This is a genomic window from Enterobacter cloacae complex sp. 370H10 (assembly GCF_050031535.1).
Lineage (GTDB): Bacteria > Pseudomonadota > Gammaproteobacteria > Enterobacterales > Enterobacteriaceae > Enterobacter > Enterobacter intestinihominis.
In genome coordinates, this window is sequence record NZ_JBLGWG010000001.1 from 4,952,026 (window position 1) to 4,976,472 (window position 24,447).

At 55.8% G+C, this 24,447-nt stretch carries 21 protein-coding genes; 15 read left to right on the forward strand and 6 right to left on the reverse strand.

Annotated features, from left to right (window positions below):
- Window positions 1-24: 24 nt before the first annotated feature.
- Window positions 25-1,479: a xylulokinase gene (xylB, locus tag ACQG2Q_RS24430; protein ID WP_022649744.1), complete on the reverse strand. Its 1,455-nt coding sequence runs from the start codon at window positions 1,477-1,479 to the stop codon at window positions 25-27.
- Window positions 1,480-1,538: 59 nt separating this feature from the next.
- Entirely contained in the window at window positions 1,539-2,861 is a 1,323-nt protein-coding gene (xylA, locus tag ACQG2Q_RS24435; protein ID WP_026080557.1) for a xylose isomerase, read from the reverse strand.
- A 371-nt stretch (window positions 2,862-3,232) separates the two neighbouring features.
- Between xylA and xylF the strand changes: the two genes are divergently transcribed.
- The 4 genes from xylF to xylR all read left to right on the forward strand — a co-directional run bounded on the left by xylF (window position 3,233) and on the right by xylR (window position 8,211).
- Window positions 3,233-4,225 (forward strand): D-xylose ABC transporter substrate-binding protein, encoded by a 993-nt coding sequence (gene xylF / locus ACQG2Q_RS24440; protein WP_022649746.1) that lies wholly within the window; start codon window positions 3,233-3,235, stop codon window positions 4,223-4,225.
- A gap of 72 nt (window positions 4,226-4,297) precedes the next feature.
- Entirely contained in the window at window positions 4,298-5,839 is a 1,542-nt protein-coding gene (locus tag ACQG2Q_RS24445; protein ID WP_015572746.1) for a xylose ABC transporter ATP-binding protein, read from the forward strand.
- A complete protein-coding gene (gene xylH, locus ACQG2Q_RS24450; RefSeq protein WP_003860151.1) occupies window positions 5,817-6,998 on the forward strand; it encodes a xylose ABC transporter permease XylH in 1,182 nt (393 codons plus the stop codon). The genes ACQG2Q_RS24445 and xylH overlap by 23 nt, the downstream gene beginning before the upstream one ends.
- 34 nt (window positions 6,999-7,032) lie before the next feature.
- Window positions 7,033-8,211 (forward strand): D-xylose utilization transcriptional activator XylR, encoded by a 1,179-nt coding sequence (xylR, locus tag ACQG2Q_RS24455; protein ID WP_038416899.1) that lies wholly within the window; start codon window positions 7,033-7,035, stop codon window positions 8,209-8,211.
- 35 nt (window positions 8,212-8,246) lie between these two features.
- Here the strand turns inward: xylR and ACQG2Q_RS24460 are convergent, their stop codons facing one another.
- On the reverse strand, window positions 8,247-9,071 hold the full coding sequence (locus ACQG2Q_RS24460) for a protein bax (RefSeq protein ID WP_074169655.1): 825 nt from the start codon (window positions 9,069-9,071) through the stop codon (window positions 8,247-8,249).
- A 313-nt stretch (window positions 9,072-9,384) separates the two neighbouring features.
- On the opposite strand from ACQG2Q_RS24460, the gene ACQG2Q_RS24465 reads away from it, so the two are divergent.
- Window positions 9,385-11,415 carry an alpha-amylase gene (locus ACQG2Q_RS24465; RefSeq protein WP_426759274.1) on the forward strand — a complete coding sequence of 677 codons (2,031 nt, stop codon included), beginning with the start codon at window positions 9,385-9,387 and terminating at the stop codon, window positions 11,413-11,415.
- Between the two features lie 241 nt (window positions 11,416-11,656).
- Window positions 11,657-12,910: a valine--pyruvate transaminase gene (gene avtA, locus ACQG2Q_RS24470; RefSeq protein WP_063850291.1), complete on the forward strand. Its 1,254-nt coding sequence runs from the start codon at window positions 11,657-11,659 to the stop codon at window positions 12,908-12,910.
- A gap of 7 nt (window positions 12,911-12,917) precedes the next feature.
- Here avtA and ACQG2Q_RS24475 read toward each other — a convergent pair whose 3' ends face one another.
- Entirely contained in the window at window positions 12,918-13,373 is a 456-nt protein-coding gene (locus ACQG2Q_RS24475) for a 4Fe-4S dicluster domain-containing protein (RefSeq protein ID WP_058677327.1), read from the reverse strand.
- 3 nt (window positions 13,374-13,376) lie between these two features.
- A complete protein-coding gene (gene yiaJ / locus ACQG2Q_RS24480; RefSeq protein WP_015572751.1) occupies window positions 13,377-14,195 on the reverse strand; it encodes an IclR family transcriptional regulator YiaJ in 819 nt (272 codons plus the stop codon).
- Window positions 14,196-14,419: 224 nt separating this feature from the next.
- On the opposite strand from yiaJ, the gene yiaK reads away from it, so the two are divergent.
- The 8 genes from yiaK (at window position 14,420) to araD (ending at window position 21,998) form a co-directional block, all read left to right on the forward strand.
- Window positions 14,420-15,418 carry a 3-dehydro-L-gulonate 2-dehydrogenase gene (gene yiaK, locus ACQG2Q_RS24485; protein ID WP_063850289.1) on the forward strand — a complete coding sequence of 333 codons (999 nt, stop codon included), beginning with the start codon at window positions 14,420-14,422 and terminating at the stop codon, window positions 15,416-15,418.
- 10 nt (window positions 15,419-15,428) lie between these two features.
- The gene (locus tag ACQG2Q_RS24490) at window positions 15,429-15,896 is read left to right on the forward strand and encodes a YhcH/YjgK/YiaL family protein (protein WP_038416904.1); all 468 of its coding nucleotides are present in this window, start codon (window positions 15,429-15,431) and stop codon (window positions 15,894-15,896) included.
- Window positions 15,897-15,922: 26 nt separating this feature from the next.
- Complete coding sequence (locus tag ACQG2Q_RS24495; protein WP_063850286.1) at window positions 15,923-16,849, forward strand: DUF4862 family protein; 927 nt, start codon at window positions 15,923-15,925, stop codon at window positions 16,847-16,849.
- Between the two features lie 45 nt (window positions 16,850-16,894).
- Window positions 16,895-18,214, forward strand: coding sequence for an MFS transporter (locus tag ACQG2Q_RS24500; protein ID WP_063850283.1), 1,320 nt, complete (start codon window positions 16,895-16,897; stop codon window positions 18,212-18,214).
- Window positions 18,215-18,290: 76 nt separating this feature from the next.
- Window positions 18,291-19,796 (forward strand): FGGY-family carbohydrate kinase, encoded by a 1,506-nt coding sequence (locus ACQG2Q_RS24505; RefSeq protein WP_063850281.1) that lies wholly within the window; start codon window positions 18,291-18,293, stop codon window positions 19,794-19,796.
- Window positions 19,793-20,446 carry a 3-keto-L-gulonate-6-phosphate decarboxylase UlaD gene (gene ulaD / locus ACQG2Q_RS24510; protein ID WP_023298862.1) on the forward strand — a complete coding sequence of 218 codons (654 nt, stop codon included), beginning with the start codon at window positions 19,793-19,795 and terminating at the stop codon, window positions 20,444-20,446. The genes ACQG2Q_RS24505 and ulaD overlap by 4 nt, the downstream gene beginning before the upstream one ends.
- Window positions 20,447-20,448: 2 nt before the next feature.
- Window positions 20,449-21,309, forward strand: a complete 861-nt coding sequence (locus tag ACQG2Q_RS24515) for an L-ribulose-5-phosphate 3-epimerase (protein ID WP_023298863.1) — start codon at window positions 20,449-20,451, stop codon at window positions 21,307-21,309.
- Window positions 21,303-21,998, forward strand: coding sequence for an L-ribulose-5-phosphate 4-epimerase (araD, locus tag ACQG2Q_RS24520; protein WP_063850279.1), 696 nt, complete (start codon window positions 21,303-21,305; stop codon window positions 21,996-21,998). Before ACQG2Q_RS24515 ends, araD begins: the two co-directional genes overlap by 7 nt.
- On the opposite strand, the gene ACQG2Q_RS24525 is transcribed toward araD, so the two are convergent.
- Window positions 21,999-22,817, reverse strand: coding sequence for an AraC family transcriptional regulator (locus ACQG2Q_RS24525; RefSeq protein ID WP_063850278.1), 819 nt, complete (start codon window positions 22,815-22,817; stop codon window positions 21,999-22,001).
- 225 nt (window positions 22,818-23,042) lie between these two features.
- Here ACQG2Q_RS24525 and ACQG2Q_RS24530 point away from each other — a divergent pair, with 225 nt between their 5' ends.
- On the forward strand, window positions 23,043-24,443 hold the full coding sequence (locus ACQG2Q_RS24530; RefSeq protein WP_022649754.1) for an MFS transporter: 1,401 nt from the start codon (window positions 23,043-23,045) through the stop codon (window positions 24,441-24,443).
- Window positions 24,444-24,447 lie beyond the last annotated feature (4 nt).

Genomic DNA, 24,447 nt, shown 5'->3' on the forward strand with positions numbered 1-24,447 from the left:
ACGTTAGCGCCACCCGGCTCCTGTTTATGACATTAGCGGTAAAAGCTGCTGATAGATTTTGCGGAAAACGTCTCGTCTTTCAGCGTAGCGAGCATGATTTTTCGCATCAGGACGATGCTGCTGTTCAAGCGGCAGCTGGGGCAAAAGCTGGGGCAGTGGTTTATCCCGGTTCAGCGCAATTTGCGCCAGCCGTGCCGCACCGAGCGCCGGACCAACATCTCCCCCAGTACGATAGTCCAGCTGCAACCCGCTGATATCAGAAAGCATTTGCCGCCAGTAGCTGCTTCGTGCCCCGCCGCCAATTAACGTAATGCTGGATGGCGTCAGGCCACAGTCATGCACGACATCCATGCCGTCCGCCAGCGCATAGCCGACCCCTTCAAGCACCGCGCGTGCCAGCTCTGCCGGGCCGTGCTGATGGGTAAGGCCGAAGAAGACCCCTTTCGCTTCCGGGTTGTTATGCGGCGTCCGCTCGCCGGAAAGGTACGGTAAAAACCAGACCGCACCGGCAGTATCATCCGCCTGCTGTGCCGCTGCGATAAGCGCCGGGACGTCCGCCATTCCGGTCAGCTTTGCCGCCCAGTCGAGGCAGGAAGCCGCGCTCAGCATCACCGACATCAAATGCCATTTACCCGGCAACGCGTGGCAGAAGCTGTGTACGGCGCTTTCAGGGTTACTACGATAGCCGTCACTGACGGCAAAATAGACGCCGGAAGTGCCGAGCGAGAGCATGGCCTGTCCTGTCTCCACCATCCCCACGCCGACCGCACCCGCCGCATTATCGCCACCGCCGGCAACGACAGGTACGGCTGGCATATTCCAGCGTTCAGCAACAGAAGGCTGCAAAGCGCCCGTGATATCACTGCCTTCAAACAGCGCAGGCATATGATCGCGCGTCAGCTGGCAGGCATCCAGCATCGCTTCGCTCCAGTCCCGTTTCGCCACGTCGAGCCACATCGTGCCCGCGGCGTCAGACATGTCGCTGGCAAAATCCCCCGTCATGCGAAAACGCAGGTAGTCTTTCGGCAACAGAACCTTCGCCACCTGACGAAAAATCTCAGGCTCATGGCGCTGCACCCACAGGAGTTTTGGCGCGGTAAAACCGGGCATCATCAGGTTGCCCGTAATCTCGCGGGACGCAGGCACACGCTCCTCAAGGATCGCGCACTCTTCCGCACAGCGGCCATCGTTCCAGAGAATAGCCGGGCGCAGAACGCGATGCTGGCTATCCAGCAGCGTGGCGCCATGCATTTGCCCGGCAATGCCCAGCGCTTTTACGTCGCGCAGGCTGTGCTGCTCACCTAAGGCTTTCATCGCGCGGTCCGTCGCCTGCCACCACTGCTCCGGATCTTGTTCCGACCAAAGTGGCTGCGGGCGTGAAACCTGCAACTTTTCAGTCTGCGTGGCTAACACATCGCCCTGCTCGCTTAACAGGATGGCTTTCACCCCCGACGTGCCAAGATCGATCCCGATATACATGTGGTGACTCCTTTGACAGAAATGCCCGGTGGCGCTGCGCTTACCGGGCATGAATGCTGTTATTTATCGAACAGGTAGTGATTGACCAGGTTTTCCAGCAGTTCCTGATGGCCGCTCTGATGCTGCGGTGCCAACTGATGCTGTTCAGCGTACTTCGCGATCTCCGCAAGCGATAACTGACCTTTCAAAATTTGCTGGCCCAGCTCACTGTTCCAGCCGCTGTAGCGCTTCGCCACGCGCTTATCCAGCTCACCGTCTTCAATCATACGGGCCGCCACCTTCAGCGCCAGCGCCATGGTGTCCATCGCGCCAATATGCCCGTAGAACAGATCGTATTTGTCGGTGCTCTGGCGACGCACTTTGGCGTCGAAGTTCAGGCCGCCGGTGGTGAAACCGCCCGCTTTGATGATTTCGTACATCACCAGCGCATTTTCTTCGACGCTGTTCGGGAACTGGTCGGTATCCCAGCCCAGCTGCGGATCGCCGCGGTTCGCATCCACCGATCCGAAGATGCCCAGCGCAATCGCAGAGGCGATTTCGTGATGGAACGAGTGGCCCGCCAGCGTGGCGTGGTTAGCCTCAATGTTCACTTTGATCTCTTTTTCCAGACCAAACTGCTTCAGGAAGCCATACACGGTGGCGACATCGTAGTCGTACTGATGCTTGGTTGGCTCCTGTGGTTTTGGCTCAATCAGCAGCGTACCGCGGAAGCCGATTTTGTGCTTGTGGTCCACTACCATCTGCATAAAGCGGCCAATCTGCTCACGCTCCTGACGCAGGTCAGTATTCAGCAGCGTTTCATAGCCTTCACGACCGCCCCAGAGAACGTAGTTCTCGCCACCCAGCTGATGCGTGGCGTTCATCGCAGTCACGACCTGGGTTGCCGCCCAGCTGAAGACTTCCGGGTCCGGGTTGGTTGCCGCGCCCGCGCCATAGCGAGGGTTGGTAAAGCAGTTAGCCGTACCCCAGAGCAGCTTCACGCCGCTTTGCTGCTGTTTTTCAGCCAGCACGTCGACCATCTGCGCAAAATTGTTCAGATACTCTTTCAGCGACGCCCCTTCCGGCGACACGTCCACATCGTGGAAACAGTAGTACGGTACGTTCAGCTTATGGAAGAACTCGAACGCGACGTCGGCTTTACGCTTCGCCAGCTCAATGGCCTCGCCCGGCTGTTGCCATGGACGGTCAAAAGAGCCCACGCCGAACATATCGGCACCGTTCCAGCAGAAGGTGTGCCAGTAGCAGGCGGCAAAGCGCAAGTGATCTTCCATGCGCTTACCCAGCACCAGCTCATCCGGGTTGTAGTGACGAAATGCTAAAGGATTGGTCGTTTTCGTGCCTTCGAAACGAACGCGATCGAGTTGGTCGAAATAAGCTTGCATATTGAGCTCCATAATCAGGGTATGCGGCGTGGTCTTGCTTCTGGAGTAATAGTGAATAGACATTGGAGGTTGCTCAATTACGTTATTTCACACTGCTATTGAGAGAATGCGCAATTGTGCGCTGGCTCGCAAAATAATGTGCAGACAAACTATTTTTCGGCGCGCATTCCAGAATCAAATGTAATTAATAGGTTACGCTTTTTAAAATCCGATCGCGGTCATAAATTCAGAAATAAACCAAATATCGTAATGAGAAGATAAAAATCTGTAATTGCCAGCAGGCCTTTCCACGTTAAAAATTTGCTGCGTCTCAGCAGTGAATGTTTCTTTTATCTCAGCTACACATACCCCTACAAAAAGGCCTAATAATTATGAAGATAAAGAACCTGACCCTAACGCTCTGCACTACTCTCCTGCTTGCAAGCTTTGCCGGCCACGCCAAAGAGGTCAAAATCGGCATGGCGATTGATGACTTACGCCTGGAGCGCTGGCAAAAAGATCGCGATATCTTTGTTAAAAAAGCGGAATCTCTCGGCGCGGAGGTGTTCGTTCAGTCCGCTAACGGCAACGAAGAGACGCAAATGTCGCAAATTGAGAATATGATCAACCGTGGCGTCGATGTGCTGGTCATTATCCCGTATAACGGCCAGGTATTAAGCAACGTGGTGAAAGAAGCAAAACAGGAAGGCATAAAAGTCCTGGCTTATGACCGCATGATTAATAATGCGGATATTGATTATTATATTTCGTTCGACAATGAAAAGGTGGGTGAATTACAGGCTAAAAGCCTGATCGCAAAAGTGCCTCAAGGGAATTATTTCCTGATGGGCGGCTCGCCTGTGGATAACAACGCCAAACTGTTCCGTCAGGGACAAATGAAAGTGCTGAAGCCGTATATCGACGAGGGCAAAATTAAAGTCGTCGGCGATCAGTGGGCTGACGGCTGGTTACCGGAAAACGCGCTGAAAATTATGGAAAACGCGTTGACCGCAAATAACAACAAAATCGATGCAGTGGTGGCCTCTAACGACGCCACTGCGGGGGGCGCCATTCAGGCGCTGAGCGCGCAGGGTCTGGCCGGGAAAGTCGCTATTTCCGGACAGGACGCCGACCTTGCGGGTGTAAAACGCATTATCGCGGGTACCCAGACTATGACGGTCTATAAGCCCATTACCGAGCTTGCCAATACGGCCGCCGAAATTGCCGTTGAGCTGGGAAATGGCCAGCAACCTAAAGCAGACGCGACGTTAAATAACGGCCTGAAAGACGTGCCAGCTCGCCTGCTTACCCCTATCGAAGTCAACAAAGAGAATATTGACGCCACGGTGGTGAAAGACGGTTTCCATAAGAAGAGTGAACTGTAATCCAGCGCAGCCCCTGCCCGGCGGGGGCGCATCGACCTGCCCTGTTCATCTGTCGGGCTATGCGGAGCAGTTATGTCTTATTTACTTGAAATGAAAAGCATCACCAAAGCCTTCGGGGCGGTGAAAGCGGTCGACAACGTAAGCCTGCGGCTGAACCCCGGCGAAGTGATGTCGCTGTGCGGCGAAAACGGCTCGGGGAAATCCACGCTGATGAAGGTGCTGTGCGGGATCTATCCGCACGGCAGCTACGAGGGCGAAATCGTCTTTGCCGGTGAGGTGCTTCAGGCCACGCACATTCGTGATACCGAACGCAAAGGCATCGCTATCATTCACCAGGAGCTGGCGCTGGTGAAGCACCTTACCGTGCTGGAAAATATCTTTCTTGGGGCCGAACTCTCGCGCCACGGCGTACTGGATTACGACACCATGACGCTGCGCTGCGAAAAACTGCTGGCCCAGGTGAGTCTCGCTATCTCACCGGATACGCGCGTGGGCGACTTAGGTTTGGGCCAGCAGCAGCTGGTGGAGATCGCCAAGGCGCTAAATAAACAGGTACGCCTGCTGATCCTCGACGAGCCAACCGCCTCGCTCACCGAACAGGAAACCGCCGTTCTGCTCAATATCATCCGCGACCTGCAAAACCACGGTATCGCCTGCATCTATATTTCGCACAAGCTCAATGAGGTGAAAGCTATTTCCGACACCATCTGCGTCATCCGCGACGGGCAGCACATTGGCACGCGTGAAGCAGAAGGCATGAGCGAAGATGACATCATCACCATGATGGTGGGTCGCGAACTCACCGCACTGTATCCCAACGAACCACACACCATAGGCGAAGAACTCCTGCGCGTGGAAAACCTGACGGCGTGGCATCCCGTTAACCGCCACATCAAGCGCGTGGATAACCTCTCCTTCTCGCTGCACCGCGGCGAAATTCTCGGTATTGCGGGTTTAGTGGGTGCCGGAAGAACCGAGGCCGTGCAGTGTCTGTTTGGCGTCTGGCCGGGGCGCTGGGAAGGCAAAATTTATATCGACGGTCAGCCGGTAAAAATCGACAACTGCCAGCAGGCCATTGCCAAAGGCATTGCTATGGTGCCCGAAGACCGCAAAAAAGACGGCATCGTGCCTGTCATGGCGGTGGGAAAAAATATCACGCTGGCGGCGCTCAGCCAGTTTTCCGGCGCGCTGAGCAGCCTGGATGATGCCGCAGAACAGCAGTGTATTCTTCAGTCACTTGCCAGGCTCAAGGTGAAAACCTCCTCGCCGGAACTGGCGATAGGTCGCCTGAGCGGCGGCAACCAGCAGAAAGCGATTCTGGCGCGCTGCCTGTTGCTTAATCCGCGCATTTTAATTCTGGACGAACCCACGCGCGGGATCGATATCGGCGCGAAGTATGAAATCTACAAGCTGATCAACCAGCTTGTGCAGCAAGGGATTGCCGTCATTGTTATCTCGTCCGAATTGCCTGAAGTGCTGGGGCTGAGCGACCGCGTGCTGGTCATGCATGAAGGGAAACTCAAAGCCAACCTGAACAACCAGAACCTGACGCAAGAGCAGGTGATGGAAGCTGCCTTAAGGAGCGAACGCCATGTCGAAAAGCAACCCGTCTGATATCAAAGTCGCTGTTCCGACGCCCGGTGCGTTCGCAGGACTTAAATCGCTGAATCTGCAAGTTTTTGTAATGATTGCCGCCATTATCGTCATCATGTTGTTCTTTACCTGGATGACCGATGGCTCCTATTTGAGCGCACGTAACGTCTCTAACCTGCTGCGTCAGACCGCCATCACCGGGATCCTGGCGGTGGGGATGGTCTTTGTGATTATCTCAGCGGAAATTGACCTGTCGGTAGGGTCGATGATGGGTCTGCTCGGCGGCGTGGCGGCAATTTTTGACGTCTGGCTCGGCTGGCCGTTGCCGCTGACGATTGCGGTCACGCTGGTACTGGGTCTGCTGCTGGGTGCGTGGAACGGCTGGTGGGTGGCCTACCGTAAAGTCCCGTCGTTTATTGTCACCTTAGCAGGGATGCTGGCCTTCCGCGGTATTCTGATTGGGATCACCAACGGCACTACCGTATCCCCGACCAGCGCCTCGATGTCCCAGATTGGCCAAAGCTACCTCTCTGATGGCGTCGGTTTTACGATCGGTGTGGTTGGGCTGATGGCGTTTGTCGCGTGGCAATGGCGAGGACGCATGCGTCGCCAGGCGCTGGGGCTGGCCTCGCCTGCCTCAACCTCGGTTGTCGGCCGTCAGGCGCTTACTGCGGTGATTGTGCTGGGGGCCATCTGGCTGCTAAACGATTATCGCGGTGTCCCAACGCCCGTTCTGCTGCTGGCGCTGTTGCTGTTAGGTGGGATGTTTATGGCCACACGTACCGCATTCGGTCGCCGTATTTATGCTATCGGCGGCAATCTTGAAGCCGCGCGTTTATCTGGTATCAACGTCGAGCGCACCAAACTCGCCGTCTTTGCCATCAACGGCCTGATGGTAGCCATCGCGGGGCTGATCCTCAGCTCGCGACTGGGTGCGGGTTCCCCGTCTGCCGGTAATATTGCCGAGCTGGACGCCATCGCCGCCTGCGTGATTGGCGGGACCAGCCTCGCCGGAGGCATTGGCAGCGTGGCGGGGGCGGTGATGGGCGCATTTATTATGGCTTCGCTGGATAACGGGATGAGTATGATGGACGTGCCGACGTTTTGGCAGTATATCGTCAAAGGGGCCATTCTTTTGCTGGCAGTCTGGATGGACTCTGCCACCAAGCGGCGCGCCTGAGAACCGTATCGTGACTAATTTGGGAAAGTGAGCCATGTTTGAAAAGCGTCACCGCATTACGTTGTTATTCAATGCCAACAAAGCCTATGACCGTCAGGTGGTTGAGGGGGTTGGTGAATATTTGCAGGCGTCGCAATCCGAATGGGATATTTTCATCGAAGAAGATTTCCGTACCCGTCTGGAGAACATCAAAGACTGGCTGGGAGACGGGGTTATCGCTGACTTTGACGACCCCGTGATTGAACAGTTGCTGAGTGGCGTCGACGTACCTATCGTGGGCGTTGGCGGCTCTTACCATTCAGCGGAACATTACCCCCCCGTTCACTACATCGCCACGGATAACCATGCCCTGGTTGAGACCGCCTTCCTCCATTTAAAGGAGAAAGGCGTCCATCGTTTTGCGTTTTACGGATTGCCCGCCACCAGCGGAAAGCGCTGGGCGATGGAGCGTGAGTATGCCTTCTGCCAGCTGGTTGCCCAGGAGAAGTATCGCGGCGTCGTTTATCAGGGGCTGGAAACCGCGCCAGAAAACTGGCAGCACGCACAGAATCGCCTGGCTGACTGGCTGCAAACGCTGCCGCCCCAGACAGGGATTATCGCCGTGACGGACGCCCGCGCCCGCCACGTATTACAGGTGTGCGAACATTTGCATATTCCTGTGCCTGAAAAGCTGTGCGTGATTGGTATTGATAACGAAGAGCTTACGCGCTATCTGTCGCGCGTGGCGCTCTCATCCGTGGCGCAGGGTACCCGTCAGATGGGCTATCAGGCCGCGAAGCTGCTGCACCGACTGTTAGACAACGAATCCCTGCCGCTCCAGCGTCTGCTGGTTCCGCCCGTTCGCGTGGTCGAGCGTCGCTCAACTGACTACCGTTCCTTAAACGATCCGGCCGTGATTCAGGCGATGCACTACATTCGCAATCATGCCTGCAAAGGGATTAAGGTCGATCAGGTGCTGGATTCGGTCGGCATTTCACGTTCGAATCTGGAGAAGCGGTTTAAAGAGGAAGTCGGTGAGACGATCCACGCCGTGATCCATGCGGAAAAGCTGGAGAAAGCGCGAAGTCTGCTGATCTCCACCTCGCTGTCGATCAACGAGATTTCACAGATGTGCGGCTACCCGTCGCTTCAGTATTTCTATTCGGTGTTCAGGAAAGAGTATGACACCACGCCGAAGGAGTACCGGGAACGGTACAGTGAAGTCCTGCTCTAGAAAAAAGAACGCCTTCCAGTGGAAGGCGTTTTTCATTACATATGTGCGGCAATCAGACGCTGGTTATCCTGGTACATTGAGAACAGGTAGTTGTTGTAGCGCTGTCCCTGGGTGGAATAACCTTTCAGCTTGTGGATCATCGCCGTGGCCGTCACTTCCTGATCCGCCTTACGCAGCTGCGCGCGTGACTTACGGAACGAAGAGTAGGCCGGGTGGGTGTTCAGATTCACCACATAGGCATTCACGGAATCTTTCACCGATTCAAACTGTGAATAGCCCTTCACCTTGCCGGGTGCATTAGTACAACGACCTTTTGCGCATTTCATGCCAAACAGATTGTTGTTGTTGCGCGCCAGCTTCGAGGTACCCCAACCGCTTTCGGCGGCGGCCATTGTCGCGACCATACTGCCTGGAATAATGTCCACACGCTCTAACAGAGTGTTCCACGGCACACGACCCGTGTTCCCGCTCCACTTCACTTTATAGCGTTTGGCGATGTCTTTCAGGCGAGTGCGCTCAGACGGCGACCAGCGGCTATCGTACTGTTTGGCGATCAGCCAGTTACGATCCGCAGTAATCGCGGCATTTTGACTTTTAATGTAAGGCATTACCGTCCGGAGAAACGCTTTTTTCCTTGGTGTCCCGGAAGGGTATTTTCGCAAATCAGGAAGTGAACTACTCTTTGCACTATTGCGAGAATACTCTTGTTTACTGCTAACCTTACTGCTTGTCGTCTTTATTACGTGGGCTTTCTTACTCGTTGTATCCGTGTGCGTCTTTGCAAGCACCTCACCTGAAAATGCCATGGTGAGTAACATGAGTATCGCGGCCCCATATCGTCGAATGGGAGTCGATATCATTAGGTCTCCTGGTCGGATATAAGCATTCCAACACCTTATTTTCTTCAAAATTTGAGAGCGGAATCTCAAATCGTACCAAAAATAGTCTTCAAGAGCACGTCTATAAATAGTCCAATTCCGAAACTATGTCATCCGGAACATGCTCATTAAAGCACCAACACTGGAAAAATGTGCGCGATATCGCAGATAACTACCTAATTTTGCGCGGGATCACTCATCCCTACGCGTCCTCCTGGCAGAAAGCCTCAGAGGAGGAGTTTTTCCCCTGAGCCGAATGGCACACTGGTCAAAAATGCCGCGACAGGAAAATGGAATGAAACGCACTGCATTAGCTGTTCTGATGTTACCCGCATTCGCGCATGCCGACTGGTCATCGCCAGGATTTGACGCATTCAACGCTGAAGGTACCGGCGTCTTTACCAGCCAGGCAACGCTTGCGAAGGGTACCCGTCCACTGACGTTGAGTCTTGACAACGCGTGCTGGCAGCCGACAAAGGCCATTAAGCTCAACGAGATGCTGTCGCTCAAACCGTGCGAAGGCACGCCACCGCAGTGGCGATTATTCCGTGACGGCGTTTATCAGATGCGCATTGATACGCGCTCTGGAACGCCGACGCTGATGCTGACGGTACAAAGTGCGGCGCCACAGCCTGTCGCAAACGTTACCCGCCAGTGTCCGAAGTGGGACGGCAAACCGCTCACGATCGATGTCGTTAACACGTTCCCGGAAGGCACGGTGGTGCGTGATTTTTACAGCAAACAGACCGCGACCGTTCAAAATGGCAAAGTGACTCTTCAGCCAGCCGCCAACAGCAATGGCCTGCTGCTGCTTGAGCGCGCCGAAACGGACAAACCCGCGCCGTTCAGCTGGCAAAACGCCACCGTCTATTTCGTGCTGACCGATCGCTTCGTGAATGGCGACCCCACCAACGACAACAGCTATGGCCGCCATAAAGATGGTATGCAGGAGATAGGTACTTTCCACGGCGGCGATCTGAAAGGGCTTACCAGCAAACTGGATTACCTTCAGCAACTGGGCGTGAATGCGCTCTGGATAAGCTCCCCGCTGGAGCAGATCCACGGCTGGGTTGGCGGCGGCACCAAAGGGGATTTCCCCCACTACGCGTATCACGGTTATTACACCCAGGACTGGACGAAACTCGACGCCAACATGGGCAACGAAGATGATTTACGCCAGCTTGTCGACGACGCGCACAGGCGCGGTATCCGCGTCCTGTTTGACGTTGTCATGAACCACGCGGGCTATGCGACGCTTGCAGATATGCAGGAATATCAGTTTGGCGCACTCTATTTACAGGGAGATGAGCTGAAAAAAACGCTCGGCAAACGCTGGACTGACTGGAAGCCAGGCGCGGGTCAAAGCTGGCACAGCTTCAACGATTACATCAACTTCAGTGACAAAGCCGCATGGGAAAAATGGTGGGGTAAAAAATGGATCCGTACCGATATCGGTGATTACGACAACCCGGGCTTTGACGACTTGACCATGTCCCTGGCCTTCCTGCCGGATCTGAAAACGGAATCAAAAACCCCGTCAGGTTTGCCGAACTTTTATCAACACAAGCCCGACACCAACGCGAAAGTGATGACGAATTTCACGCCGCGAGATTACCTGACCCACTGGCTTAGCCAGTGGGTACGTGACTACGGCATCGACGGTTTCCGGGTCGATACCGCCAAACACGTTGAGCATGAAGCCTGGCAGCAACTGAAAGACCAGGCCAGCCAGGCGCTGGCCGCGTGGAAGGCCGCCAACCCGGACAAAAAACTCGACGATGCGCCGTTCTGGATGACCGGTGAATCCTGGGGCCACGGCGTGATGCAGAGCGATTATTACCGTCACGGCTTCGATGCGATGATCAACTTTGACTATCAGGAGCAGGCGGCGAAAGCAGTGGACTGTCTGGCAGATATGGATTTGACCTGGCAGCAAATGGCAGAAAAGCTGCAAAGTTTTAATGTGCTGAGCTATCTCTCCTCCCACGATACGCGTCTGTTCCGTGAAGGGGGCCAGCGCGCCGCTGAGTTACTGCTGCTGGCGCCGGGAAGCGTGCAGATCTATTACGGCGATGAATCAGAGCGTCCATTTGGTCCGACGGGCTCCGATCCGCTACAGGGAACCCGTTCGGATATGAACTGGCAGGACGTCACGGGTAAACAGGCGTTAACTGTCGCCCACTGGCAGCTTCTGGGGCAGTTCCGCGCCCGTCATCCGGCTGTGGGTGAAGGCAAGCAAACAACGCTGTCAATGAAAGAAGGCTACGGCTTTGTGCGCGAGCACAAGGGCGATAAGGTGATGGTGGTGTGGGCGGGTAATCAGTAGAACAGCCCCCTCACCCTAACCCTCTCCCCAAGGGGCAAGGGGATTGCACGGTGCGGTCTTTCACCCTCGCCCCTTTGGGGAGAGGGTCGGGGTGAGGGGTACATTCATCAGAAGGATTCACTGCAATAATCCCTCTCCACCATACAAAACAACAAATCCGACCACATCCGCCGATTTGCACCAACACGGTGCTGGCGTTATGGTTACTGCCTTTCATATTAAGCCCGACAGATCACCTGCTATGACGTTTTCACAATTCGGCGACAAATTTACCCGCCATTCAGGCATTACCCGCCTGATGGAGGACCTCAACGACGGGCTGCGCACCCCAGGCGCTATCATGCTTGGCGGTGGAAACCCGGCTCAAATTCCGGAGATGAACACCTACTTCCAGACGCTGCTGGCAGACATGCTGGAAAACGGTAAAGCAACCGATGCGCTATGTAATTACGACGGCCCTCAGGGTAAAACAGAACTACTGACGCTTCTGGCGGCAATGCTGCGGGAAGCGCTGGGTTGGGATATCGAACCACAGAACATTGCACTGACAAACGGCAGTCAGAGCGCGTTTTTCTACTTATTCAATCTGTTCGCCGGACGCCGCGCCGACGGCACCACGAAAAAAGTGCTGTTCCCGCTGGCACCGGAGTATATCGGCTATGCCGATGCCGGCCTCGAAGAAGACCTGTTTGTTTCCGCACGTCCGAATATCGAGTTGTTGCCAGAGGGCCAGTTCAAATATCACGTCGATTTTGAACATCTGCATATCGGTGAAGAGACGAGCATGATCTGCGTATCTCGTCCCACCAACCCGACGGGGAACGTGATCACCGACGACGAGCTGATGAAGCTGGATGCGCTGGCGAATCAGCACGGCATCCCGCTGGTGATCGATAACGCCTATGGCGTACCGTTCCCGGGTATCATCTTCAGCGAAGCGCGTCCGCTGTGGAACCCGAACATCATCCTCTGCATGAGCCTCTCCAAGCTGGGCCTGCCGGGCAGCCGCTGCGGCATTATCATTGCTAACGAGAAAATCATCACCGCCATTACCAACATGAACGGCATTATCAGCCTTTCCCCTGGCGGCATCGGCCCGGCGATGATGTGCGAGATGATCAGGCGTAACGACCTGCTGCGCCTGTCAAATGAGGTGATCAAGCCGTTTTACTCTCAGCGCGTTCAGGAAACTATCGCCATCCTTCGCCGCTACTTACCGGAGGAACGCTGCCTGATCCATAAACCGGAAGGGGCAATTTTCCTGTGGCTGTGGTTTAAGGATCTGCCCATTACGACAGAGCTGCTTTATCAGCGTCTGAAAAAGCGTGGCGTGCTGATGGTCCCGGGGGATTACTTCTTCCCGGGTCTGGATAAGCCGTGGCCGCATACGCACCAGTGCATGCGCATGAACTACGTCCCGGATCCGGAAAAAATCGAAGCGGGTGTGAAAATTCTCGCCGAAGAGATTGAGAACGCCTGGCGCGAGGCCGGTTAATAAAACCTCAGGCCAGATTACGCAGCCGTTCCACGCGTAGTCTGGCGGGGTCTATGCAGCGCAGCGCGTGGGTGGGACAGGCTTCGACGCAGGCGAGACCGCCCTCGCGATGCATGCACAAATCACATTTCAGCGCCTGAACGCGATCTCCCACAACCCGAACCTGCATTGCCCCGAACGGGCACGCCACCATACAGCTTTTGCAGCCGATACAGCGAGCCTGCTCAACGAGCCAGGCTCCCGCAGCACGGTAAATGGCCCCCGTCGGGCAGACATTCGCGCAGGGCGCATCTTCACACTGGTGGCAGCCCACGGCCGTGGTGAAGGTTCCCCCCTTAACCACGCGGATACGTGACGTAAATGCTTCTGGCGTGGCGCTGCTTTGATGCGACATCATGCACGCCACCTCACAGGTGCGGCACCCGATACATTTTTCAGGATCCGTCAGAATAAATCGGTTCATCAGTTACGCCTCGCGCACGTTAAACCCCAGTTCTTTCGAGATAGCTTCCGCCGTGTCACGCAGCGGTTTTAACAAGTTTTTCTCGCCCACCTGCTTCATGCGCGACGTCGACAGCGAAATGGAGATGGCATAGGGCACGCGCCCGTGAATATCAAAGACCGGCACGGCGATACATGACACACCCAGCTCGTTCTCTTCTTTATCCATCGCCATACTGTGATCGCGAATTTCCGCCAGCTCATCATACATCGCGCTCAGTTCGGTGATGGTGTTGCGGGTCAAAGGTTGGATCTGTTCCTGGTGGCTTTCCCAGTAGCTCGCCACGTAATCCTGATGACCAAACGCCATATAGATTTTGCCCATCGCAGAACAATAGAGCGGCATATGCTGGCCGATATATGCGCGCGTGCGCAGCATACCGGTTGTCGGCTCAAGCTTATAAATCAGGATCGCGTGATCATCTTCACGGCTGGAGAAGTTGACCGTTTCGCCGGTGGCAATGTTCAGCGCCTCGAGGTGCGGCGCCGCCACGTGAATAATATTGAGCGATGAAAGCGCCTTTTGCCCGACGGCGATAAATTTGGTGGTCAGACGATAGCTCCCTGCCGCCGGCGCCGGCGTCACGTACCCGCACGACTGCAACCCCTGCAATAACCGGTGCACGGTGCTTTTATTCAGCCCCGCCAGTTCTGATAAATGCGCAAGCGGACACCCGTTCGGATAGTTACTGAGGATTTCAATCAGCATCAGGCCGCGAAACAAGCTCTGGCTACCTGCTGGCCTCTCTTTTTCTTGCGTCATTTCGCTCTCTTTTATGCTCATCAAATGGCTCCTGTTTATCGCGCCCTGATGGTAGCGCAAAGTGTGGTTTAGTTCACGATCTCAACAGAAAAAACACAACCATTTGATTTTAATCGATTTTGAAAAGCGTGAATGTCGTTGATCTGACAAAATTTGATCGCTATATTTGAAATCAGATTTCGCATAGTGAAATTTAACGATAAAAAAGCACTCGCACTTGCCCCTAAAAAAACAGGAGAACAGGGATGAAAGTGACCTTCGAAGAGTTGAAAGCGGCGTTCAATCGGGTTCTGCTCGATCGCGGTGTAAAAGCGGATACCGCAGACGCCTGCGCTGAGATGTTCGCCCGCACCACGGAGTCCGGCGTTTATTCACACGGCGTCAACCGCTTCCCGCGATTTATTCAGCAGCTTGACGCAGGCGACATCCTCCCTGACGCCCAGCCGAAACGCGTAACGACATTAGGCGCCATCGAACAGTGGGATGCCCAGCGTTCCATCGGCAACCTGACGGCGAAGAAGATGATGGACCGTGCTACCGAGCTGGCGTCCGATCACGGGATCGGCCTGGTGGCGCTGCGTAACGCTAACCACTGGATGCGCGGCGGCAGCTACGGCTGGCAGGCGGCGGAGAAAGGCTATATCGGCATCTGCTGGACCAACTCTATTGCCGTGATGCCCGCGTGGGGATCAAAAGAATGTTGCATCGGCACAAACCCGCTGATCGTCGCTATCCCGTCGAATCCAATCACCATGGTCGATATGTCGATGTCGATGTTCTCCTACGGCATGCTGGAGGTGAATCGCCTGGCCGGACGCGAATTACCGGTCGACGGCGGCTTTGACGATGAAGGCAGTCTGACCAGAGAGCCGGGCGTGATTGAGAAAAACCGTCGCATTCTGCCCATGGGCTACTGGAAAGGTTCCGGCTTGTCGATTGTGCTCGACATGATCGCCACCCTGCTCTCTGACGGCGCGTCCGTCGCGGAAGTGACCCAGGACAACAGCGATGAATACGGCGTATCGCAGATCTTTATCGCCATCGAAGTGGATCGCCTGATCGACGGTCCAACCCGCGATGCCAAACTACAGCGCATCATGGACTTCATCACCACCGCAGAACGCGCTGATGAAAATGTCGCCGTCCGTCTGCCAGGCCATGAGTTCACACGCCTGCTGGAGGAGAACCGCCGCAACGGCATCACGATTGACGACAGCGTGTGGGCGAAAATCCAGTCTCTGTAAGGAGTGGGTCATGATATTCGGACATATTACACAGCCAAATCCATGTCGCCTGCCGCTGGCGATTGAAAAGGCGCTTAATTTTCTGCGTACCACGGATTTCACCACCCTGGCGCCGGGCGTGATCGAAATTGAAGGCCGCAACATTTTTGCCCAGGTTCTCGACCTCACCACAAAGGAACAGCACGAGAACCGCCCTGAAGTCCATCGCCGCTATCTGGATATCCAGTTTTTGGCCTGGGGCGAAGAAAAAATCGGTATTGCTATTGATACCGGAAATAACAAAATCAGCGAATCATTGCTGGAGCAACGGGATATTATTTTTTATCACGACAGCGAACACGAGTCGCTTATCGAAATGATACCTGGCAGTTACGCCATATTTTTCCCGCAGGATGTTCACCGTCCTGCCTGTATTAAAAACAAGGGATCCGCAATTCGTAAAATTGTGGTGAAAGTGGCCATCAGCGAATTAGATTAATTTTCTGATAAATACAGGAATGCGAAATGACCAACACCGGTTTTATTATTGGTGCGTACCCCTGCGCACCCTCGTTTCACCAGAAAGGGGAGCAGGAAGAACACGCCTTCTGGCGGGAACTTTCCGACACGCCAAATATTCGCGGGCTGGAACAACCTTGCCTTGAAAATCTCCATCCGTTAGGTGATGAATGGCTGTTTCGTCATACGCCGGGCAACTGGCAGATCGTTGTCACAGCCGTTATGGAAACCATGCGCCGCCGCGGCAGCAACGGCGCGTTTGGCCTGGCGTCCGCGGACGAAGAACAACGTAAAGCGTGCATTGAATATTACCGCCATCTGCATCAAAAGATTGATGCCGTTAACACCCGCTTTCCCGGGAAAGTGGTCGCTCTGGAAATGCAGGCCGCACCACAGGCGGGTAATGATTCTGTCGAGCAAGCGACAGAAGCATTCTCCCGCTCGGTAAGGGAAATCGCGAGCTGGGACTGGGGCTGCGATCTGGTGCTGGAACACTGTGATGCGATGAATAGCCCGGCGCCGCGTAAAGGGTTCTTGCCCTTAGAGCAGGTGCTGGAGGTAGTGAGAGAGACCGATATCAGCGTCTGTATCAACTGGGCACGTTCGGCCATCGAAGGTCGCAACACCGCCCTTCCGCTGGAACATGTTCAGGCGGCACTCGCTGCCGGGAAACTGGGGGCGCTGATGTTTTCGGGCACGACCCCTCGCGGTGAGTACGGAGAATGGCAGGATCTGCACGCGCCGTTTTCTTCGTTCTGCGCCGACAGTCTCATGTCCACTGAACATGTAAAAACGCTGTTTACTGCGGCGAGCGCCGCAACATTGAAATTCTCCGGTATTAAATTACTGGAAATAAATGCTAATGCTGACGTCAGCCATCGCATCGCTATTTTGCGCGACGGCATTAGCGCTATGAATAAAGCATCACAATAAAAATAAAGAATACATTTTCCGGTTACCTTCACTGAGATATTAACTATGAATATTTCTTCTAATGCTCTACACGCGGACATTCCGCGCCAGCGCTGGCTAAGGATCATTCCCCCTATTCTTATCGCCTGCATTATTTCCTATATGGACCGCGTAAATATAGCTTTTGCGATGCCCGGCGGTATGGACGAAGAGCTGGGCATTTCCGCCACGATGGCGGGCCTGGCGGGGGGGATCTTTTTTATTGGCTATTTGTTCCTGCAAGTTCCCGGCGGCAAAATTGCCGTGCACGGCAGCGGTAAGAAGTTTATCGGCTGGTCGCTGGTTGCCTGGGCGGTGATCTCGGTTCTGACCGGGCTTGTAACCAACCAGTATCAGCTGCTGGTGCTGCGCTTCTTACTCGGTGTGGCGGAAGGCGGGATGCTGCCCGTTGTGCTCACGATGATCAGTAACTGGTTCCCGGATGCCGAGCGCGGCCGCGCCAACGCGATTGTGATCATGTTCGTGCCCATCGCCGGGATCATCACCGCCCCACTGTCGGGCTGGATTATCACCGCTCTCGACTGGCGCTGGCTGTTCATTATTGAAGGTCTGATGTCCGTTGTTGTGCTGGTGCTGTGGGCGTTCACCGTCTACGACCGGCCGCAGGAAGCGCGCTGGATCTCTGAAGCCGAGAAAAACTACCTGGTAAAAACACTGGCGGCAGAGCAGCAGGCCATTGCGGGTAAAGAGGTGAAAAACGCCTCGCTCAGCGCAGTGCTGTCTGACAAAACCATGTGGCAGCTGATCGCCCTCAACTTCTTCTACCAGACCGGCATTTACGGTTACACCCTCTGGCTGCCCACCATTCTGAAAGAACTGACGCACACCAGCATCGGCCAGGTGGGAATGCTCGCCATTCTGCCTTACATCGGCGCCATTGCCGGCATGTTCCTGTTCTCTACGCTCTCTGACCGCACCGGCAAGCGCAAGCTGTTTGTTTCCCTGCCATTGATTGGCTTTGCGCTCTGCATGTTCCTCTCCGTCGCGCTGAAAGAGCACACCTGGCTGGCCTATGCCGCGCTGGTGGGCTGTGGCTTCTTCCTGCAATCCGCAGCGGGCGTGTTCTGGACCATCCCGGCGCGTCTGTTCAGCGCTGAGATGGCGGGTGGCGCTCGCGGCGTGATTAATGCCCTGGGCAACCTCGGCGGGTTCTGCGGTCCTTATGCGGTAGGCGTACTGATCACCCTGTACAGCAAAGACGCAGGCGTTTACTGCCTGGCGGTTTCGCTGGCGCTGGCATCGCTGCTGGCCCTGATGTTACCGGCGAAATGCGATGCCGGAGCAGAGCCCAACCCCACGGTGAACTCGCATAAGCGTGCGGCCTGAGGCCCTCACCTGATTCACTAAACCAAACCGTAGGCCGGGTAAGCGAAGCGCCACCCGGCAATTAAGCGAGAAGAAGATGAGTGAAAAAGAGCCCTTCTGGCTGGGTATCGATTGTGGCGGTACTTATCTGAAAGCCGGTTTATACAACAGCCAGGGCAAAGAAGTCTGTATTGAACGCCGCTCAGTGGCCACGCTCAGCCCACGCGCTGGCTACGCCGAGCGGGATATGCACCAGCTCTGGCAGCACTGCCACAAAACCGTCGCCCTGCTGCTTAAAAATTCAGGCGCTGACGGCGGTCAGATCAAAGGCGTTGGCATTTCAGCCCAGGGCAAGGGGCTATTTTTGCTCGATAAACAGGATCGCCCCCTGGGTAACGCCATACTCTCCTCCGATCGCCGTGCGCTGGAGATCGTGCAACGCTGGCAGCAGGACGGTATACCCGAAAAGCTCTATCCGCATACTCGCCAGACGCTGTGGACGGGGCATCCGGCCTCACTCCTGCGCTGGGTTAAAGAGAACGAGCCGCAGCGGTATCAGCAAATCGGCAGCGTGATGATGGCGCACGATTACCTGCGCTGGTGTCTGACCGGAGTCAAAGGCTGCGAAGAGAGCAACATCTCGGAATCCAATCTCTACAACATGAATACCGGGCAGTACGATCAGCAGCTCACGCGCTGGCTCGGCATCAGCGACATTGACGGTGCCCTGCCGCCTATTATCGGTTCAGCAGAAATTTGCGGGGAAATCACCGCTCAGGCAGCCGCACTGACCGGTCTCACGGCGGGTACTCCCGTCGTTGGTGGACTGTTTGATGTGGTTTCCACCGCGATCTGCGCCGGGCTGCATGACGAAAATACGCTGAATGCCGTAATGGGGACCTGGGCCGTGACCAGTGGGATTGCCCACGGCATCCGCGACAACGAGCCGTTCCCCTACGTCTATGGCCGCTATGTCCATCCGCAGCAGTTCATCGTTCACGAAGCCAGCCCCACCTCGTCCGGCAACCTGGAATGGCTGACGGCCCAATGGGGCGAAATGTCATTCGATGAGATTAACCACGCCGTGGCCAGCCTGCCAAAAGCTGAAAGCGATGTGTTCTTCCTGCCTTTCCTCTACGGCAGCAACGCCGGACTGGAGATGACCAGCGGCTTCTATGGTTTGCAGGCGCTGCATACCCGCGCGCACCTCCTCCAGGCGGTTTATGAAGGGGTGGTATTCAGCCACATGACCCACCTCAACCGTATGCTCGAACGCTTTCCCCACGTGCAGACCCTGCGCGTGACGGGCGGCCCCACCCATTCGGACGTGTGGATGCAGATGCTCGCGGACGTCAGCGGCCTGGCGATTGAACTCCCGCAGGTGGAAGAGACCGGCTGTTCCGGTGCGGCGCTGGCCGCGCTCGTCGGTACAGGTCTCTATCCCGATTTTTACGCCGCTCAGCGCGCCCTCAGGCATGACATCCGGATGATTGAACCTGACATGCGTGCCCATGCCGCCTACCAGCGCAAATATCACCGTTACCAGCTACTGATTTCAGCATTACAGGGCTATCACGCCCGTGTTAAGGAGTACGACCTATGAGCCGACCATTATTGCAGCTGGCGCTCGACCACACCTCACTTCAGGCCGCGCAGCGGGATGTCGCGACGCTTTCCGATCACGTCGACATCGTCGAAGCCGGCACCATCCTGTGTCTGACCGAAGGGCTAAACGCCGTTCGCGCCCTGCGCGCTCAGTGTCCGGATAAAATTATCGTGGCGGACTGGAAAGTCGCCGATGCCGGAGAAACGCTGGCTGAGCAGGCGTTTGGCGCAGGCGCAAACTGGATGACCATCATCTGTGCCGCCCCGCTGGCCACCGTTGAACGTGGCCACGAGGTCGCACTGCGCGGCGGCGGCGAGATCCAGATGGAGCTGTTTGGCAACTGGACGCTGGACGACGCGCGCGCGTGGCACCGCATCGGGGTGAAGCAGGCGATATACCACCGTGGACGCGACGCACAGGCCAGCGGCCAGCAGTGGGGCGAGGCGGATCTCAGCAAAATGAAGGCGTTGTCCGATATCGGGCTACAGCTTTCCATCACTGGCGGTATCACCCCCGCTGACCTGCCGCTGTTTAAGCAGATCAACGTCAAAGCCTTCATTGCCGGGCGCGCGCTGGCAGGCGCCGCCAATCCGCCGCAGGTGGCACAAGCATTCCATTCGCAAATTCGCGACATCTGGGGAGAGTAACCATGCGTCAGCATCCGTTAGGCATTTACGAAAAAGCGCTGCCAAAAGATCTCTCCTGGCCGGAGCGCCTGGTTCTGGCAAAAAGCTGCGGCTTCGATTTTGTGGAGATGTCGGTGGATGAGACCGACGAGCGTTTATCGCGCCTTGAATGGAGTACCACGCAGCGCGCCTCTCTGGTGGAAGCGATGCTGGAGACCGGCGTGGCCATCCCGTCGATGTGCTTGTCTGCCCATCGTCGCTTCCCGTTTGGCAGCCGCGATGACACCGTGCGCGAACGCGCCCGCGAGATCATGACCAAAGCCATCCGGCTGGCCCGTGATTTGGGTATTCGCACCATTCAGCTTGCGGGTTATGACGTGTACTACGAGGAGCATGACGAAGGCACGCAACAGCGCTTTGCCGAAGGGCTGGCGTGGGCCGTAGAGCAGGCCGCTGCCGCGCAGGTAATGCTGGCGGTAGAGATCATGGACACCGCGTTTATGAACTCCATCAGCAAGTGGAAAAAGTGGGACGACATGCTCGCCTCGCCGTGGTTCAGCGTTTACCCGGACGTCGGCAACCTGAGCGCGTGGGGCAACGACGTCACCGCCGAGCTGACGTTGGGCATTGACCGCATCGCCGCTATCCATCTGAAAGACACCCGGCCCGTAACCGAAAAAAGCCCCGGCCAGTTCCGCGATGTGCCGTTTGGCGAGGGCTGCGTCGATTTCGTTGGCGTGTTTAACACGCTGAATCAACTTAACTATCGCGGCGCATTTCTGATTGAAATGTGGACCGAGAAAGCCAAAGAGCCGGTACTGGAGATCATCCAGGCGCGCCGCTGGATTGAAGCCCGAATGCAGGAAGGAGGCATGACATGTTAGAACAACTCAAAGCCGAGGTGCTGGCGGCAAATCTCGCCCTACCCGCCCACCAGCTGGTGACGTTCACCTGGGGCAACGTCAGCGCGGTTGACCGTGACAGCGGCATGATGGTGATCAAACCATCCGGCGTGGAGTACGACGTGATGACCGCAGAAGATATGGTGGTGGTAAATATCGCCACGGGTAAAGTGGTCGAGGGGAGTAAAAAACCCTCCTCCGACACCCCGACCCATCTCGCGCTGTATCGTCGTTACCCGGAAATTGGCGGCATTGTGCATACCCATTCCCGCCACGCCACCATCTGGTCGCAGGCGGGGCAGGATTTACCCGCATGGGGCACGACGCACGCGGACTATTTCTACGGTGCGATCCCCTGCACGCGGCTGATGACCACGGCTGAAATCGCGGGTGAATATGAATACCAGACGGGGGAAGTCATTATCAAAACCTTCGAGGAGCGCGACATGAGCCCGATGCAGGTCCCGGCGGTGCTGGTTCATTCTCACGGCCCGTTTGCCTGGGGCAAAGACGCTGCCGATGCGGTACACAATGCCGTGGTGCTGGAAGAGTGCGCCTATATGGGGCTTTTCTCGCGCCAGCTTGCACCTCAGCTTCCGGTTATGCAGCAGGAATTGCTGGATAAGCATTACCTGCGCAAGCATGGCGCAAATGCCTATTACGGCCAGTAATCATCCGGAATTAATATGCTCTTTACAGTACCGCCGTTTCCAGACGGCGGGCGTTAACCCGGTATGTTTCGAGAATATTTGCCGGAAATAACCCACGTCATTAAAACCGCACCGGGTGGCCACTTCAGTTAATGAGGCCGCATCGTTCAGCAACAATTTTTCAGCGGCCCTGACGCGCTGGCGGTGTATTGCCTCCGTCAGGGTTAAATGAAACGTCCGGCGAAATACTCGCCCCAGGTAATCTGCGTTGCAGTGCAGCTCTTTCGCCAGCTGTGAAGTGGATATGGGCAAATGAAAGTGAGTGCGGATAAGCTGTTTGGCCTTCCACGCCATTGCTGCGCCCGCATCATCCGCTTTATCTTCATATCCCGGCGAGAGCGATATCTGCTGCAAAATTAACAGCAAAATTATCTCCAGCGCCTGGCTACGCTGTAATTTTTCCTGCTCGCTTAAAAACTGACGGAATAACGCAATAACATATTGCGGATCCCGCACGCTACAGTGTTGCTCAATCGACAGTGGCGTCGCACCTGGCAACGCAGGCAAGCCTTCATCCACCTCAAAATGCAGCCAGTAAAATTTGAGATCGCCCGGAAAATCTTCCACGCCGACATGCCGCCGCTTCGGCCAAAGTAATAAACTCTCGCCGGCGTTTACCTCAAACAGCGTATTTTCCTCCTGGATCGTTAATGTCCCTTTTTCGAGAAAGATTATCTCCCACGAAGATAATTTTCGTGCGGGATGACGACCCACGCCCCGGGAGATAAATAACCCGCCATTTTGAACCTTAATCGGAAGTGCTATGGATAATTCAAGCATGGATATTCAATTTCCCGCTTTTATGGTGGCTAATATTGCGTTTATTGTTTGATTATTAATAAATATCAGCAGAACAGCTCGATCAAACTCACAGTTTTACCATCAGGTCGGAATCGTCACCTTTTTATACTTTTCCCTTCCCTTGTTGGTCTGCCCGTTGAATGCAGAATAAATGGGGTACCTTGCACAAATACGATAATAAATCGTTTATCGAGGAGTTACCCCATGACTTCCACACCGATTACAGACGCAGAAGTTGCAAAACAGGCAGCCGATGACCGACTGTCAGTCCGCGAGAAAATTGGCTACGGCCTGGGCGACGCGGGCGGCACGGTAATTACCTGCCTGATCATGAACTTCCTGACCTTTTTTTATACCGATGTATTTGGCCTGACGCCCGCGCTGGTGGGCACGCTGTTTATTGCTCTTCGGGTATTTGACGCGATTTCCGATCCGGTGATGGGCGTGATTGCCGACCGCACGCAGAGCCGCTGGGGGCGTTTTCGTCCGTGGCAGCTGTGGGTCGCGCTTCCCATCGGGATCGTCGGCGTGCTGACCTTCACCGTCCCGGACGCCAGCATGGGCGTGAAAATCGCCTGGGCGTTCGGCACCTATTTGCTGTTGTCCGTAGGCTATACCGCCATCAACGTGCCGTATTGCGCGCTGATCAACACCATGACCACCCGCCACAACGAGGTAATATCCTGCCAGTCCTGGCGCTTCGTACTGTGCGGCGTGGCGGGCTTTCTGGTCTCCGTTGGCCTGCCGTGGCTGGTGTCAGAGCTGGGACAGGGCAATACCGCCCGGGGTTATCAGCTGGGCGTCGGCGTGCTGTGCGCCATCGCTGTGGTGATGTTCTTGTGCTGCTTCTTCTGGGTGCGCGAGCGCGTCCCGCTTGCGCTGATGGGGAAATTCACCCTGCGCGAGCACCTGGCGGGCCTGCGTAAAAACGATCAGCTGCTGCTGATGCTGGTGATGTCGTTTCTGCTGATCAACGTCTTCAACATTCGCGGCGGCGGGTACATGTACTTCATCACCTACGTGCTTCAGGGCAGCACGGCGTACACCTCGCTGTTTTTCACCATGGTGACCTTTGCCGCCATTCTGGGCGCGGTGATCGTCAACCCGCTGTCGCGGCGGATTGATACCGTCAAACTCTACTACTACACCAACCTGGTACTCGCTGCGCTTGCTATGGGAATGTGGTTCCTGCCAGGTGGCCCGGCGCACCAGACGCTCTGGCTTATCGTGATTTTAAGTAACGGCGTGATCCTGGGCTTCACCCTGCCGCTTCACTTCTCGCTAATGGCCTTTGCCGATGACTACGGCGAATGGAAAACCGGCGTGCGCTCCTCGGGGATGAATTTCGCCTTCAATCTATTTTTCATCAAGCTCGCGTGGGCATCCAGCGCCGGGATCATCAGCCTGGTGTTTATTGCCGTGGCCTATCAGCCAGGCGCGGGCAACCAGACACCCGCCTCATTGCAGGGCATCACCGCCATGGAGACGCTGCTCCCTGCCCTTTTCCACCTGCTGCTGGCGGTCGCTATCCGCTGGTGCAGGCTTAACAATCCCGTGATGTCGCGCATTGCAACCGATTTGCGCCAGCGTCATGTACAGTCCTGAGGAG

Bases quoted from the DNA above. Each gene is read 5' to 3' on its own strand.
- xylB (WP_022649744.1), bottom strand. From the start codon at position 1,479: ATGTATATCGGGATCGATCTTGGCACGTCGGGGGTGAAAGCCATCCTG.
- xylA (WP_026080557.1), bottom strand. From the start codon at position 2,861: ATGCAAGCTTATTTCGACCAACTCGATCGCGTTCGTTTCGAAGGCACG.
- xylF (WP_022649746.1), top strand. From the start codon at position 3,233: ATGAAGATAAAGAACCTGACCCTAACGCTCTGCACTACTCTCCTGCTT.
- ACQG2Q_RS24445 (WP_015572746.1), top strand. From the start codon at position 4,298: ATGTCTTATTTACTTGAAATGAAAAGCATCACCAAAGCCTTCGGGGCG.
- xylH (WP_003860151.1), top strand. From the start codon at position 5,817: ATGTCGAAAAGCAACCCGTCTGATATCAAAGTCGCTGTTCCGACGCCC.
- xylR (WP_038416899.1), top strand. From the start codon at position 7,033: ATGTTTGAAAAGCGTCACCGCATTACGTTGTTATTCAATGCCAACAAA.
- ACQG2Q_RS24460 (WP_074169655.1), bottom strand. From the start codon at position 9,071: ATGATATCGACTCCCATTCGACGATATGGGGCCGCGATACTCATGTTA.
- ACQG2Q_RS24465 (WP_426759274.1), top strand. From the start codon at position 9,385: ATGAAACGCACTGCATTAGCTGTTCTGATGTTACCCGCATTCGCGCAT.
- avtA (WP_063850291.1), top strand. From the start codon at position 11,657: ATGACGTTTTCACAATTCGGCGACAAATTTACCCGCCATTCAGGCATT.
- ACQG2Q_RS24475 (WP_058677327.1), bottom strand. From the start codon at position 13,373: ATGAACCGATTTATTCTGACGGATCCTGAAAAATGTATCGGGTGCCGC.
- yiaJ (WP_015572751.1), bottom strand. From the start codon at position 14,195: ATGAGCATAAAAGAGAGCGAAATGACGCAAGAAAAAGAGAGGCCAGCA.
- yiaK (WP_063850289.1), top strand. From the start codon at position 14,420: ATGAAAGTGACCTTCGAAGAGTTGAAAGCGGCGTTCAATCGGGTTCTG.
- ACQG2Q_RS24490 (WP_038416904.1), top strand. From the start codon at position 15,429: ATGATATTCGGACATATTACACAGCCAAATCCATGTCGCCTGCCGCTG.
- ACQG2Q_RS24495 (WP_063850286.1), top strand. From the start codon at position 15,923: ATGACCAACACCGGTTTTATTATTGGTGCGTACCCCTGCGCACCCTCG.
- ACQG2Q_RS24500 (WP_063850283.1), top strand. From the start codon at position 16,895: ATGAATATTTCTTCTAATGCTCTACACGCGGACATTCCGCGCCAGCGC.
- ACQG2Q_RS24505 (WP_063850281.1), top strand. From the start codon at position 18,291: ATGAGTGAAAAAGAGCCCTTCTGGCTGGGTATCGATTGTGGCGGTACT.
- ulaD (WP_023298862.1), top strand. From the start codon at position 19,793: ATGAGCCGACCATTATTGCAGCTGGCGCTCGACCACACCTCACTTCAG.
- ACQG2Q_RS24515 (WP_023298863.1), top strand. From the start codon at position 20,449: ATGCGTCAGCATCCGTTAGGCATTTACGAAAAAGCGCTGCCAAAAGAT.
- araD (WP_063850279.1), top strand. From the start codon at position 21,303: ATGTTAGAACAACTCAAAGCCGAGGTGCTGGCGGCAAATCTCGCCCTA.
- ACQG2Q_RS24525 (WP_063850278.1), bottom strand. From the start codon at position 22,817: ATGCTTGAATTATCCATAGCACTTCCGATTAAGGTTCAAAATGGCGGG.
- ACQG2Q_RS24530 (WP_022649754.1), top strand. From the start codon at position 23,043: ATGACTTCCACACCGATTACAGACGCAGAAGTTGCAAAACAGGCAGCC.